The sequence below is a fragment of the Pedobacter sp. GR22-6 genome, assembly GCF_037402555.1.
Taxonomy (GTDB): Bacteria; Bacteroidota; Bacteroidia; order Sphingobacteriales; family Sphingobacteriaceae; genus Pedobacter.
Window position 1 is genome coordinate 1,078,002 of sequence record NZ_JBBEUC010000001.1, and the last position, 14,262, is coordinate 1,092,263.

The following is a 14,262-nucleotide window of genomic DNA, read 5'->3' on the forward strand; positions in this document are numbered from 1 at the left end:
ATTCAAGAATGTATTTAAGTAAAGAAAAGAAAGCCGAGATTTTTCAAAAACACGGCGAAGTAGAAACAAACACGGGTTCTGCAGAAGGTCAGGTAGCGTTATTCACTTACCGCATTGCACACTTAACAGAGCATTTGAAGAAAAATCGTAAAGATTTCTCTACTCAGTTGTCACTACAAAAATTGGTAGGTAAACGTCGCGGTATTTTGGCGTACCTATACAAAAAAGATATCGAGCGTTATCGTGCTATCATCAAAAACTTAGGACTAAGGGACATCATCAAACCTTTGGGCTCAAGAGACAGCAAATAATCGTAATAATATCAAGGAAAGCCATTCTTTAGGGAATGGCTTTTTTTAGTTCAGCAATAAAACCCGGAGGGTTTTTGAAATTGAAATTCAGTACACAATATATATAAATCCGGTGTGTGAAAAGAGGAAAACACACCACAACAACTTTTAAATGAATGTAATAAAAAAATCGTTCGACTTGGGCGATGGAAGAACAATCGAAATCGAAACAGGTAAATTGGCTAAACAGGCTGATGGTTCTGTAGTAGTAAAAATGGGCGATACCATGTTATTGGCCACTGTAGTTTCTACGGTAGGTGCAAAGGCGGGTGTCGATTTCTTACCTTTATCTGTAGATTATCAGGAGAAATATGCTGCCGCAGGCCGTATTCCTGGTGGTTTCCTTCGTCGTGAGGCCAGGTTGTCAGATTATGAGGTTTTGATCTCCCGTTTGGTAGACAGGGCTTTGCGTCCGATGTTCCCGGAAGATTATCACTCTGATACACAGGTGATGATTTCCCTGATCTCTTCCGATAAAAATATAATGCCTGACTGTTTAGCAGGTTTGGCCGCTTCTGCTGCAATCGCAGTTTCGGATATCCCTTTTAACGGACCGATCTCTGAAGTACGTGTTGCCAGGATCGATGGTAAATTTGTCATCAATCCTTACGTAAGTGATTTGGAGCGTGCCGATATGGAGTTTTTGGTAGCAGGTACTGAAAACGACATCGTGATGGTAGAAGGTGAATGTGATGAGATCTCTGAATCAGAAATGGTAGAGGCGATCGAATTTGCACACAAAGCCATCGTTGTACAGGTTCAGGCTCAGAAAGAATTGACTGAACTGGTAGGTAAAACTGTAAAACGTACTTATTCTCACGAAGACAGCAACCCTGAGTTGAAAGCGCAGGTTTACGCTGCTACTTACGATAAAGTATATGCAATCGCAAAAAGCAACACCAGCAAAGGTGAGCGTGGCGATGCTTTCGGTGCAGTATTGATGGATTTCATCGCTACTTTGGGCGAAGACATTGATGATGTAACTGGTTTCCTTTCTAAAAAATATTTCCACGATGTACAGTATGATGCCATCCGTAACCTGGTATTGGACGAAGGAATCCGTTTAGACGGACGTGATGTACGTACCGTACGTCCGATCTGGTCTGAAGTAGGTTATTTGCCTGCTGCTCACGGTTCGGCTGTATTTACACGTGGTGAAACCCAATCTTTGACTACCGTTACTTTAGGTTCTAAAGACGATGAGCAAATGATTGACGGTGCTTTCATCAATGGATACAACAAATTCCTGTTGCATTACAACTTCCCTGGTTTCTCTACTGGTGAGGTTCGTCCGAACAGAGGTGCTGGTCGTCGTGAAATCGGTCACGGTAACCTGGCTATGCGTTCATTGAAGAAAGTTTTGCCAGGATTGGAAGAAAATCCATACACGATCCGTATCGTTTCTGATATTTTAGAATCTAACGGTTCTTCTTCAATGGCTACTGTTTGTGCAGGTACACTTGCATTGATGGATGCTGGTATCAAAATCAAAGCTCCGGTATCGGGTATTGCTATGGGATTGATCACTGATGAGAAAACTGGTAAATATGCGATCCTTTCAGATATCTTGGGTGATGAAGATCATTTAGGTGATATGGACTTTAAAGTAACTGGTACTGAAAAAGGTATCGTTGCTTGTCAGATGGACTTGAAAATCAATGGTTTGAAATGGGAAGTGTTGACTAACGCTTTGAACCAGGCTAAAGAGGCTCGTTTGCACATCCTTAATGAGATGAAGAAAACCATTTCTGCACCTCGTGAGGATTACAAAGACCATGCGCCACGTATCGTTTCGTTGAGCATTGACAAAGAATTTATCGGTGCGGTAATCGGGCCAGGCGGTAAAATCATCCAGGAGATGCAACGTGAAACTGGTGCTTCTATCTCTATTGAAGAGGTGGGCAACAAAGGTATCGTTGAGATCTTCGCAGATAACAAAGCTGCAATTGACGCTGCGGTAAGCCGTATCAATGCCATTGCTGCTAAGCCAGAGATCGGTGCTACTTACCAGGGTAAAGTGAAATCTATCATGCCATTTGGTGCATTTGTAGAGATCATGCCAGGTAAAGATGGTCTGCTGCACATTTCTGAGATCGACTGGACACGTTTAGAAACGATGGACGGTGTGTTTAAAGAAGGTGATAAAGTAGAGGTGAAATTGCTGGATGTAGATAAACAAGGTAAGATGAAACTTTCAAGAAAAGCTTTGTTGCCTCGTCCACCGAAACCGGAAGCAGCTCCTGCTCAGTAAGCAACATATCGAATGCGGATCTGCCTTAGTGTAGATATTGCATCAAAATAATCCGAAAGCCCCGCAATATGTGGGGCTTTTTTGGTGATAAGGGGGGTAATTACTTATATTTACTTCGCGTTGCATTTCATCTGTGAAGATGCGATCTGTCGATAACAGCCAATATATGAAGCACCTTATAGCACCCTCCGTACTTTCTGCCGATTTTGCCAACCTTCAGCGTGATATTGAACTGATCAATTCCAGTGCTGCAGACTGGTTTCATGTAGATGTGATGGATGGTGTATTTGTGCCCAATATTTCATTTGGTTTTCCGGTGATGGCTGCAATCAAAAAATATGCGACCAAGCCACTTGATGTGCATTTGATGATTGTAAATCCCGATGCCTATATTGATCGTTTTGCGGAAGCCGGAGCTTCGGTAATTACAGTTCATTACGAAGCTTGTACACACCTGCACAGGACAGTACAATTGATTCATGCAGCGGGCTGTAAAGCCTGCGTGGCATTGAACCCGCATACGCCGGTCGCCCTATTAAAGGACATCCTGGAGGATTTGGACATGGTGCTGATCATGTCGGTGAATCCGGGCTTTGGCGGTCAACAGTTCATCCCCAATAGCCTTAAAAAGATAGCGGAACTTAGGTCAATGGCGAATCAACTCAATCCAGACTTGCTGATTGAGGTAGATGGAGGGGTAAGTCTCCTGAATATCGCTGAACTGGTACAGGCAGGGGCCAATGTGCTGGTAGCAGGAAATGCCATATTTGCTGCCGATTCTCCTCTGGATATGATTGCTGCAATGAAACAATTAGATTCAGGTACGATGACTTTATAGGTTGATCATGTCTACATACCGACTGTTGTTGTTTATCCTGCTGTCAGGCTTTACGTATGCAAATGCGCAACCCCTGATTAAGGTGACAGGTACGGTAACGGATGACTTCAAAAAACCGCTGGCGAAGGTTACGGTCACTGTTTTGGGGCAGAGCCAGTCGACGGTAACGGATGAATTTGGCGTCTATAATATTTATTCTTCTACCATTTCATTTTCTGTTAAGTATAATCTGTTGGGATATAAGCCAGTGGTACTGGAAATCAAGCAGGATAAGGCAGGGAGGCTGGTTCAGAATGTCAGCCTCACGAGCAACAGCAACGAGTTGGAGCAGGTGACCATTACTACCCGGCAAAATCAGCTGAGTAACACCAGTCTGATCAATATCACCGACATCTCCTCGATGCCTTCGGCTTCCGGTAATTTTGAAGTCATCCTGAAGACTTTGCCCGGTGTTTCGACGAATAACGAACTGAGCTCGCAATACAGTGTCAGGGGCGGAAATTTTGATGAGAACCTGGTTTACGTGAATGATGTAGAGATCAGTCGGCCGGTACTGATCCGCAATGGCCAGCAGGAGGGTTTGAGCTTCATCAACAGCGATCTGCTGAGCAGTGCGAAGTTCTCGGCCGGGGGATTTGAAGCCAGGTATGGTGATAAGCTTTCCTCCGTACTGGACGTTCGCTATGACCAGCCCGACAGTACCCAGGCACAGTTGAACCTGGGCTTTCAGGGTGCTTCTTTCAGTTCCAGAATCAGGAACAAAGACAGTTACCTGCTTGCCGGACTGCGGTATAAAAACAATACCAGTCTGCTCAATTCACAGGACAATAAGGGGAGCTATGCACCAAATTTTACCGATGCGCAGCTGATCTACCAGTATAATTTTTCCAGTAAATTCAGTTTAGGTTTCCTGGGAAGTTACAACAGCGGAATATTTAAACTGATCCCTGAGAGCAGGGAAACCCAGTTTGGGACATTAAATGCCGTACTTCGTTTGAATACCGAATATACCGGCAAGGAAATAGACGACTATCAGACCTCCGGTGCAGCCTTGACCGCCAGTTGGTTCCTGAAATCCAATTTGGTTGTGAAATGGATCAACAGTTATTTCAGCAGTCTGGAAAGGGAACGTATTGATATTGAAGGACGCTACCGTTTCAATGAAATCAACAATGACTTTGGTACCGGAGGCTTTGGCACGATCCGTACCAATAAGGGTATAGGAGGTTATCTGAACTATGCCCGTAACAACCTGGAATCCCAGCGCATGAGTTCGGAGATCAAGGTAGACCAGAATTTTGGCAGTCATATTTTTTCCTGGGGCATGCGTGCCGAATTGAAAAAATACCAGGATGACCTTAGGGAATACAGCCTGATAGATTCGGCCGGTTATATCCTGGAAAAAGGAAATCAGAATTTTTATCAGGACAACAATATTGAGGTGCGCAACCGGCTGAGCATTCAGTATTACACGGCCTACATACAGGATAGCTATAGCATATCACCCAACTCAGAGCTGCAGCTTGGGGTACGTGCGAATTACAATAGCCTGAGCCGGCAACTATTGCTGAGCCCGAGGATGCTGCTGGCTTATCGCCCGGAGCAGGACAATAAGATTTTCAGGTTCACAGCCGGTGTGTATCAGCAAGCACCGGATTACCGGAGTATCAGGGATTTTAACGGTGTGCTGAATATGAAGCAGCAGGCCCAGCGGTCATACAACAGTTCCCTCGGACTGGATTATGCATTTGATGGTCTTGGGACGCGGCTGAAGTTGACAACTGAGCTTTATTTTAAGTATCAGGACCGCCTGATTCCTTATATGATGGATAACGTAAGGATCAAGTACCTGTCAGATGCCGAGGCAACCGGTTATACCTATGGTGCAGATTTTAGCATAGGCGGGGAATTTGTAAAAGATCTGCTGTCTTATTTCAGGGTGTCGACCATGAAGGCCAATCAGGATGTTTTAAATGATGGGCTAGGTGCGTTGAGAAGGCCTACTGACCAGCGCCTGAATTTCTCTGTGTATTTCCAGGACCGGCTACTGAATAGTCCGACCTACAAGGTACATCTTAATATGCTGTACGGTACACGGTTGCCGGTTGGCACACCTCTGGAGCAGCGTTATTCAGATGATTTTAATATCCCGGCCTACAAGCGGGTAGATATCGGATTTTCTAAAGATTTTTTAGACGATGCATCGGCCAGAAAACCCCTGTTTTTGGATAAATATTTTAGTTCGTTCTCAGCGCATTTGGAAGTATTTAATTTGCTGAATATCAATAATACAGTCTCGTATTTATGGCTTAAGGATATAGATAACATACAATATGCTATACCTAATTATTTAACTGGCAGGCAACTAAATTTAAAATTGCTTATAAAGTTCAAGAATTCGAAACGATAAATAACATAAAAATATTACATTTACCACATATAAATTTAACAAAAAAAATGAGACACAATTTCGGCGCAGGCCCCTGCATTTTACCTCAGGAAGTATTTAAACAGGCTTCTCAAGCAGTTTTAGATTTTAAAGACGGATTGTCGATTCTTGAGATTTCTCACCGTACAGCAGAATTCGAAGCTGTGGTTGAAGAGACTACAAAATTGGTTAAAGAATTACTCAATGTGCCCTCCGGATATTCTGTTTTATTGTTGCAAGGTGGAGCAAGCCTGCAGTTTGCAATGGTTCCTATGAACCTCTTGCCTCAAGGCAAAACGGCGGCATACCTGGAGACAGGTGTTTGGGCAAATAAGGCGATCAAGGAAGTGCCTGCATTTGGTACTGCTAACATCGTAGCTTCTTCAAAATCGGAGAACTTTACTTTTGTGCCAAAAGGATATACCATTCCTGAAGACAGTGCTTATTTCCACTGCACTTCGAACAATACCATTTATGGTACGGAAATATTTGATTTCCCGGAAACCAGTGTTCCGGTAGTTTGTGACATGTCATCTGACATCATGAGCCGCGTGATCGATGTGAGTAAATTTGACCTGATCTATGCGGGTGCACAAAAGAATATTGGTCCTGCCGGTCTGACGATTGTGATTGTTAAAGATGAAATTTTAGGAAAAGCAGACAGGAAGATCCCATCCATGCTGGACTATAAAGTGCATATCGAAGGTGGTTCTATGTACAATACCCCACCAGTATTTTCTATCTATGTAGCCATGTTGAACCTGAGGTGGTTAAAATCTAAAGGTGGCGTAGCTGAGATTGAAAAAGAGAACCTTGCCAAAGCGAATGCGCTGTACAGGGAGATCGACAGAAATCCATTGTTTAAAGGTACCTGCGCTGTGGAAGACCGCTCCAGAATGAACGTTTGTTTCGTGATGGAAAATCCGGAACTGGAAAAACCTTTCCTGAAATACGCCGAGGAAAACGGCATTGAAGGCATCAAAGGCCACAGAAGTGTGGGTGGATTCAGAGCCTCGATGTACAATGCATTACCGATCACCAGCGTACATGCTTTGATCGAACTGATGCAGAACTTTGCAGAAAAACACGCATAAAACCTAAATTACAATATACCAAAAATTAAATTAATGATTAAAATACTTGCTAACGATGGGATTGATCCGATCGGAAAGAAATTATTAGAAGATGCTGGATTTGTGGTGGATACTGAAACCGTACCACAAGATCAATTGGTTGAGGCTTTGAAAAATTACGATGGCATCACCGTAAGAAGCGCGACCAAATTGCGTAAAGAATTGATCGACCAGGTACCTAACATCAAGCTGATTGGCAGAGGTGGTGTAGGTATGGACAATATCGATGTGGAGTATGCCCGCAGTAAAGGAGTTGCTGTGGTAAACACACCCGCGGCCTCTTCTCTTTCAGTTGCAGAGCTGGTATTTGCACATTTATTTACAGGAATTCGTTTCCTGCAGGATTCAAACAGAAAAATGCCTGTTGAAGGTGCTACTAAATTCAATGCCCTGAAAAAAGCCTATGCCGGTGGTGTAGAGCTGCAGGGTAAAACGATGGGGATCATTGGCTTTGGACGTATCGGTCGCGAAACCGCTAAGGTTGCTTTGCGATTGGGTATGAACGTATTGGCTTACGATCTTTATCCTGCTGAAGGTACGCTTCCCCTGACTTTTTCAGGCGGTGTTTCTGTAGAGATCCCTTTTAAAACAGTTTCGCTGGAAGAGGTGATTGCAGGTAGCGACTTCATCAGTTTACATACGCCTTTTGCTGATCAGCCTATTTTAGGCGCAGCAGAGTTTGCCAAAATGAAACCTGGCGTTGGCGTGGTCAACTGTTCAAGAGGTGGAACGATCGATGAGCTGGCGCTGATCGAAGCACTGGACAGTGGAAAAGTTGCCTTTGCTGGGCTGGACGTATTTGATGACGAACCGACGCCGAGAGCGGAGATCTTGCAGCATAGCAAAATCTCGCTGACCCCACATATCGGTGCAGCGACTAACGAAGCTCAGGAGCGGATCGGTACAGAACTGGCCTCACTGATTATTGCGCATTTTAATCAATAACATCATAGAAGGGGAGAAGGAGTTTCCTTTTCCCCTTTTGTTATTTCTATACCAAGTATGCCTCGTATACAACCATTCTGCGCGCTGAAGCCTGCTGCACACTTACAATCGAACGTGGTGACGCGTCCGCTTGAAAATTACAGTACAGGCGAGGCAAAGCTCATCGCTTCGGAGAATAACTATAGCTTTCTCCATCTGATAGACCCTGAACTCGATCATTATTACCTGAGAGGTTCACGACAGGAACTGATCTTTAAAAAGATCAGCGAAAATGTAGAGCATTTCATTGAAGATGGTGTGCTAGTCAAAGAAGATAAGCCGGCAGTATATGTCTACCGTGTGATCCACGATGGAATGGTGCAGACGGGCATCTGGACACTTACACATATCAACGATTACCTGGAAGGCCGGATCAAAAAACATGAATCGACCGTAGAACGGAGGGAGCAGTTGCTGGCAGATTACCTGCAACAAACCGGACTGGATGCCAATCCTGTACTGATCACCTATCATCCGGATCCAATCATAGATGCACTAATTGAACGGTACGTGGCTGCAACACCCTGTCTGGACTTTGGTTTTGCAGATGGCACGCATCACCAGGTATGGGCCATAAAAGCAGATGAAGACCTAAAGCAGATCGTTTCTGCATTTGAAGAGATACCCGAAGTTTACATTGCAGATGGCCACCACCGGATCGCTTCTATGGTCAAAATGGGTTTGCAGAAGAAAGCCCTGAATGTGGCAAGGCATACAGGGTCTGAAACCTACAATTATTTCACCACCGTATACATGAATACCAGGGAAGTAAAGGTCCTGGAGTTCAATCGCCTGGTCAGAGATTTGAAAGGCTTGAGCCAGGAAGCATTTATTTCCGCACTTGAAGCTTCATTTGAACTCCGTAAAGTAGATGAAGCCGTAAAGCCAGCTGGCTTCCATGAGATCGGGATGTATATAGAGAAACAGTGGTATGTCATCCGTCCCCTTGCTGGTTTATTTGATGAGCACAATCCGGTAGCCCTGCTGGATGTGAGTATTTTGCAAGAGCATATCTTAGGTCCGATCCTGGGTATCAAAGATCCCCGGACCGATGCCAGGATTACTTTTGAAGGTGGTCGGGTCGCCATAGCTGAACTGCAAAAACGCGTAGATAATGGTTTGTTCGCTGTGGCATTTACCTTGTTCCCACCCTCTGTTGAGCAGGTGATGGATGTGGCTGATGCCAATGGCGTAATGCCTCCTAAATCTACCTGGGTAGAGCCGAAGTTTCTGGTAGGTCTGCTGACCAGCTACTTTAATTGAGTGCACGGGTGAGTACCCAGTACCTGTAACCCAATATGGCTTTTTGTAAAGGACTGAGTTTTAAAGGGTCTTTTTTATGAAGACTGGGAAGTATGGCATTGTTGACTTTCAACAGTAGTTTAAAAAAATGCTTTTTCATATTAAATTGCTTTAGGTTTTTTACGCAGTTGAAAAATAGCAAGGAGTAGGGCGATGGCGAGAATGACCACCATGACCCAGGCAAAGTTCCCTCCACCCAAGCCTTTGACCTGTTCTGTCAGTTGCTGATTTTCATCCTGTAGTTTTTTAACAGAGCGCTTGTAATTTTCCGTAGCAGTTTGGATGGTTGTCAATTCATTTTGTGAGTTGCTCAGTTCCTGGTCTTTATAGTCCATTAGAATCTTTAATTCCTTGAATACATTATTGTCGGTCAATACAATCTGCCTCAGGATTTCATTGGACTTTTTGATGTCTTCCTTCGTTTGCATGCCAAAAAAACCAGTACGGCTATCGAGGCTTTGGTCGTATTGGCCAAATTTTGCACTTCTTTCTTTCAGCAGTGCATTTACTTTGAGCCGCTGGGTTTGATAGGCAGAAGAATCAGCCCTGAATGCAAAAGCAGGCAGGCAAATCGATACGAGGAACAGAAACAGGAGGTTTTTCATTAGACATTACGTTTGCCCTATCTACAGCAAACTCCATGCCCTGTGCTTAAGGATGGAACTCAATGCGTATGATATCGCTCAGGTGAAGACCAAGAAGTCCGCTGGCTTTGCCTTTGTTGATGGCAATTTCCAGGTGGTTGCTGATTCCAAAAAGGCAGAGTTTTTCGCCCTCCGGAACCTCATTGTAATGCCAGCTCAGTTGTGTAATGGTTTCACTTTTTCTGAAATACAGGGTAAAATCCCGGTTTCTTTGAATCCTGGTGAAGAGGTCTTTGGTGATATTGGTGATGACGTTGCAGAAAGTATCAATATAGATCACGCTTCCACGGATGATGTCACGCTCAATGACGGGATTGAGCAGCATTCTTTCTTCGATGCCATCTGTAGGGATGCCCACATCTTTGAGCTTGCCACCCTTGGCCAGGGCTACTGCTGCCTTGACGAAAATATCTACCAGTGGAAAGTGGAGGTACTTGAGGTCCTGCATGATGCTGAGCTCCACGATCTCTTCCGGATGTTCATCAAAAAGCAGGGAAAATATACCATTGTCTGCCCCGACAAAGAAGTGGTCGCGGTATTTCAGGGCGATGTACCTGGTGTTCTCACTGAAGACGGAATCGATCCCGATCAGGTGTACCGTACCCTTGGGGAAATAGGGGTAAACATTCTTTAAAACGAAAGCTGCATAGGAGATATTAAAAGAGGGCACTTCATGGGTTACATCAACAATATTAGCTGTAGGCAAGATGCTCAGGATACTACCTTTGAGGGCAGCCTGATAGAAATCTTTAGAACCTAAATCTGTTGTTAAAGTAATAATGGCCATTAAAAATTGAATATTTATTCTTAATCTTGCGTAAGCGGCAAATCGCGTACAAATATTCAATTTTTATATCAAAATATACACCCTTAGCAAAAAAACAATATTTTGAACGAACTAAAATTAACAGTAGAATCGGTAGATCCGGTACAGTTTTGGGGTGCCAATAATGAGCACTATGAGTTGATTAAAAGCGCTTTCCCCAAGCTAAAAGTTGTGGCAAGAGGTAACGAAGTAAAGGTGCTGGGCGATGAGCAGGAACTGAAAGGATTTGAGAAAAAATTCAATCAGCTGATTGCCCATCTGGAAAAGTACAGTTCCCTTACGGCGAATGATGTGGAGTCGATTTTAGTTTCTAAAAAAACAGCATCCTCAGCCGAAGAAAGTCCGGAAAAACCCAATACCGGAGGCGGTGGAGAGGTCATCGTATTCGGTACCAATGGTTTAATGGTGAAAGCCAGGACAGCCAATCAGCGGAAGATGGTCGATAGCATCAATAAGAACGATGTCTTGTTTGCTATTGGTCCTGCCGGGACGGGAAAAACCTATACAGCAGTTGCTTTGGCCGTACGTGCTTTGAAAAATAAGGAGATCAAACGCATCATTTTAACGAGGCCGGCTGTTGAAGCAGGTGAAAACCTTGGTTTTTTGCCGGGTGACCTGAAGGAAAAGGTAGACCCATACCTCAGGCCTTTGTATGATGCACTGGATGATATGATCCCTGCAGAAAAATTGAAACTTTACATTGAAAACCGTACGATTGAAATTGCGCCACTGGCATTTATGCGCGGTAGGACGCTGGACAATTGTTTTGTGATCCTGGATGAAGCGCAGAACTCGACTGACCTGCAGTTGAAGATGTTCCTGACCAGGATGGGGCCTTCAGCTAAATTCATTGTGACAGGGGATGTGACCCAGATTGATTTGCCTAAAAAGCAGATGTCCGGACTGCACAATGCGCTGCGGATCCTCGACGGTATTCCAGGGATAGATATCATCTACCTGACGGGAGAGGATGTAGTGAGACATAAATTGGTGAAACGTATATTGAAAGCCTACGGCGATATTCAGTAATAATAAGTAGTACGTATTCGTGTCGGGCATCAAGACCTGTTTCATCATGTGGTCTGAAAGTTCAGCAATACCCGATACTCCGTACTAAAGACTAAATTAAAATGACAGCAATAAAAGAAACAAATTTCAGCTTTCCGAAGCAAACAAATTTTTATAAAGGTAAAGTAAGGGACGTTTATACCATCGATAACCAGTTTATGGCGATGGTTGTGACAGACAGGATTTCAGCATTTGATGTGGTATTGCCTGAAGCTATACCGTTTAAAGGTCAGGTGCTCAATCAGATCGGAGCTAAGTTTTTGGCCGCAACGAAAGATATTGTAGCAAACTGGGTCATTGATGTGCCGGATGAAATGGTTACGATAGGGCGGATCTGTGAGCCTTTTAAAGTGGAGATGGTGGTGCGTGGATACCTGGCCGGACATGCCTGGAGAGAATATAGCGCAGGCAGGCGCAGTGTTTGTGGTGTGGAACTGCCGGAAGGACTGAAAGAGAATGATCAATTGCCCCAGCCGATCATTACACCTACCACTAAGGCATCGGTAGGACATGATGAGGACATTTCAAGGGCTGATATTTTAGCGAAAGGTATTGTTTCACTGGCTGATTATACCTTGCTTGAACAGTATACCTATGCCTTATATCAACGAGGCACCGAGATGGCTGCGGAACGTGGATTGATCCTGGTGGATACCAAATATGAGTTTGGAAAAGTGGGAGATGAGATTTACCTGATTGATGAAATACATACACCGGATTCATCGAGATATTTCTACGCAGAAGGCTATGCTGAACGCCAGTCCGCCAATGAGCCTCAAAAACAGCTGTCCAAGGAATTTGTGCGCAAGTGGTTGATCGAGAATGATTTTCAGGGTAAGGACGGACAAGTTATACCAGAGATGACGCCAGAGATTGTAGATTCGATATCTGAACGTTATATCGAATTGTATGAACAGATCACCGGAGACGCCTTTATGAAAAATGAAACCAGGGATGTTTTGACGAGGATAGAACAAAATGTAGGTACGGCACTGGTTCAATTGCTGGCATAATTAGGGAAATACTCGTGAAATCACGTTAATTTTATTATTTTCGTAGCTAACTAACTCAACCAATATTATGAAATTTTCAGTAGATAAACATGATAAGTATGTTGTTCTGAAACTTAAAGAAACGAAGTTTACGAACGAAAATACACCCAAATTGAAATCTGAGTTCATTCTATTGAATGCAGAAGGCTATTGCAACATCGTGCTGGATTTGTCGTCCATTAAACAATGTGACGATTCGCAGGACTTGAGCAGCCTTTTGGTTGGCGACAGGTTGTGTAAATCTGCACAAGGGCTGTTCATCGTTACCGGGCTGAACGATTGTGTTTCCAGCTTACTGGAAATGTCCAATCTGGATCAGTCGCTGACTATTGTCTCCAAACTGGACGAAGCCACTGACCTGATCTTTATGGAGGAAATTGAAAAAGAATTATTAGGAAGCGTAGATAAGGGCTAATGAAGTTTGAGGTTACTATTTTAGGCAGTAGTTCTGCTACACCGATATACAATAGAAATCCGACTGCGCAGCTTTTAAATTGCAATGAAAAGTTTTACCTGATTGATTGCGGAGAAGGTACGCAGCAGCAATTGATCAGATATGGTTTTAAGGCGAGTAAAATCGATTACATCTTTATCAGTCATTTGCATGGCGACCATTATTTTGGCCTGATTGGCTTACTGTCGAGCATGCACCTGAATGGCCGTATCAAACCGATTAAGATTTTTGCTCCGGCAGCACTGATGGAAATCCTCAGCCTTCAGTTTAAACATTCGGAGACGGTGATCCGCTATCCGATCGAGTTTGTTGCGACCACAGCTGATGTGCCTCTTCAAATTTTTGAAAATAATGATCTGACTGTTCATACTGTCATTCTCAATCACAGGATTCCCTGTACAGGATTTCGGTTTACGCAGAAGAAAAGACTGCGCAAGCTGATTGTAGATAAACTGGAAGCGGAGCAGATTGCAGTCGAATATTTTCCTTTGCTGAAGCGGGGAGTAGACCTGACTTTACCAGACGGTAGGGTTTTGCTGAACAAAGATTATACAACGGATTCTGATGCGCCGAAAAGCTATGGATATTGTTCAGATACTTTATTTGATGAAAGTTATTTTGCGAGTATCCAGAATTGTGACACACTTTACCATGAAGCTACCTTTCTGCATGACATGCTGGACAGGGCAAATCAAACGCATCATACCACCGCATTACAAGCTGCTGAAGTAGCCAAAGTCAACGGGGCAGGTAAATTGCTCATCGGGCATTTCTCCTCGCGCTACAAAACCTTACAGCCCCTTCTGGACGAAGCACTCGGTGTATTTGAACACACCCAGCTGGCGATAGAGGGTGTGACTTATACGATATAAATTATTACTTCATAAAAAAGGCCTTAGCGTTTGTACACTAAGGCCTTTTTTATGAAGTAA

The 14,262-nt window shown here is 43.8% G+C and carries 14 protein-coding genes; 11 read left to right on the plus strand and 3 right to left on the minus strand.

The annotated features are described in order from the left end of the window. Nucleotides 1-8 precede the first annotated feature (8 nt). From rpsO to WAE59_RS05040, 7 genes are all read left to right on the plus strand, one after another. The gene (rpsO, locus tag WAE59_RS05010) at nt 9-311 is read left to right on the plus strand and encodes a 30S ribosomal protein S15 (protein WP_337854839.1); all 303 of its coding nucleotides are present in this window, start codon (nt 9-11) and stop codon (nt 309-311) included. Between the two features lie 151 nt (nt 312-462). After that, the gene (gene pnp, locus WAE59_RS05015; protein WP_337854840.1) at nt 463-2,601 is read left to right on the plus strand and encodes a polyribonucleotide nucleotidyltransferase; all 2,139 of its coding nucleotides are present in this window, start codon (nt 463-465) and stop codon (nt 2,599-2,601) included. Nucleotides 2,602-2,767: 166 nt separating this feature from the next. Beyond that, a complete protein-coding gene (gene rpe / locus WAE59_RS05020) occupies nt 2,768-3,439 on the plus strand; it encodes a ribulose-phosphate 3-epimerase (RefSeq protein WP_337854841.1) in 672 nt (223 codons plus the stop codon). Nucleotides 3,440-3,446: 7 nt separating this feature from the next. Continuing rightward, nucleotides 3,447-5,849 carry a TonB-dependent receptor gene (locus WAE59_RS05025; RefSeq protein WP_337854842.1) on the plus strand — a complete coding sequence of 801 codons (2,403 nt, stop codon included), beginning with the start codon at nt 3,447-3,449 and terminating at the stop codon, nt 5,847-5,849. Between the two features lie 47 nt (nt 5,850-5,896). Next, a complete protein-coding gene (gene serC / locus WAE59_RS05030) occupies nt 5,897-6,961 on the plus strand; it encodes a 3-phosphoserine/phosphohydroxythreonine transaminase (RefSeq protein ID WP_337854843.1) in 1,065 nt (354 codons plus the stop codon). Between the two features lie 33 nt (nt 6,962-6,994). Beyond that, a complete protein-coding gene (locus tag WAE59_RS05035) occupies nt 6,995-7,945 on the plus strand; it encodes a D-2-hydroxyacid dehydrogenase (RefSeq protein ID WP_337854844.1) in 951 nt (316 codons plus the stop codon). Between the two features lie 57 nt (nt 7,946-8,002). Continuing rightward, on the plus strand, nt 8,003-9,247 hold the full coding sequence (locus tag WAE59_RS05040) for a DUF1015 domain-containing protein (protein ID WP_337854845.1): 1,245 nt from the start codon (nt 8,003-8,005) through the stop codon (nt 9,245-9,247). On the opposite strand, the gene WAE59_RS05045 is transcribed toward WAE59_RS05040, so the two are convergent. Genes WAE59_RS05045 through WAE59_RS05055 form a run of 3 tightly spaced genes read right to left on the minus strand, consistent with a single transcriptional unit; the run spans nt 9,240 to nt 10,717 of the window. Beyond that, nucleotides 9,240-9,386, minus strand: a complete 147-nt coding sequence (locus WAE59_RS05045) for a hypothetical protein (RefSeq protein ID WP_337854846.1) — start codon at nt 9,384-9,386, stop codon at nt 9,240-9,242. The genes WAE59_RS05040 and WAE59_RS05045 overlap by 8 nt on opposite strands. 1 nt (nt 9,387) lies before the next feature. Beyond that, complete coding sequence (locus WAE59_RS05050; RefSeq protein ID WP_337854847.1) at nt 9,388-9,891, minus strand: hypothetical protein; 504 nt, start codon at nt 9,889-9,891, stop codon at nt 9,388-9,390. Between the two features lie 46 nt (nt 9,892-9,937). Next, nucleotides 9,938-10,717, minus strand: a complete 780-nt coding sequence (locus WAE59_RS05055; RefSeq protein WP_337854848.1) for an SAM hydrolase/SAM-dependent halogenase family protein — start codon at nt 10,715-10,717, stop codon at nt 9,938-9,940. A gap of 102 nt (nt 10,718-10,819) precedes the next feature. Between WAE59_RS05055 and WAE59_RS05060 the strand changes: the two genes are divergently transcribed. The 4 genes from WAE59_RS05060 (at nt 10,820) to WAE59_RS05075 (ending at nt 14,202) form a co-directional block, all read left to right on the plus strand. Beyond that, the gene (locus WAE59_RS05060; protein ID WP_337854849.1) at nt 10,820-11,785 is read left to right on the plus strand and encodes a PhoH family protein; all 966 of its coding nucleotides are present in this window, start codon (nt 10,820-10,822) and stop codon (nt 11,783-11,785) included. Nucleotides 11,786-11,886: 101 nt separating this feature from the next. Beyond that, nucleotides 11,887-12,837, plus strand: coding sequence for a phosphoribosylaminoimidazolesuccinocarboxamide synthase (locus WAE59_RS05065; RefSeq protein WP_337854850.1), 951 nt, complete (start codon nt 11,887-11,889; stop codon nt 12,835-12,837). A gap of 67 nt (nt 12,838-12,904) precedes the next feature. Further along, nucleotides 12,905-13,291: an STAS domain-containing protein gene (locus WAE59_RS05070; protein WP_337854851.1), complete on the plus strand. Its 387-nt coding sequence runs from the start codon at nt 12,905-12,907 to the stop codon at nt 13,289-13,291. Continuing rightward, complete coding sequence (locus tag WAE59_RS05075) at nt 13,291-14,202, plus strand: ribonuclease Z (protein ID WP_337854852.1); 912 nt, start codon at nt 13,291-13,293, stop codon at nt 14,200-14,202. The genes WAE59_RS05070 and WAE59_RS05075 overlap by 1 nt, the downstream gene beginning before the upstream one ends. Nucleotides 14,203-14,262 lie beyond the last annotated feature (60 nt).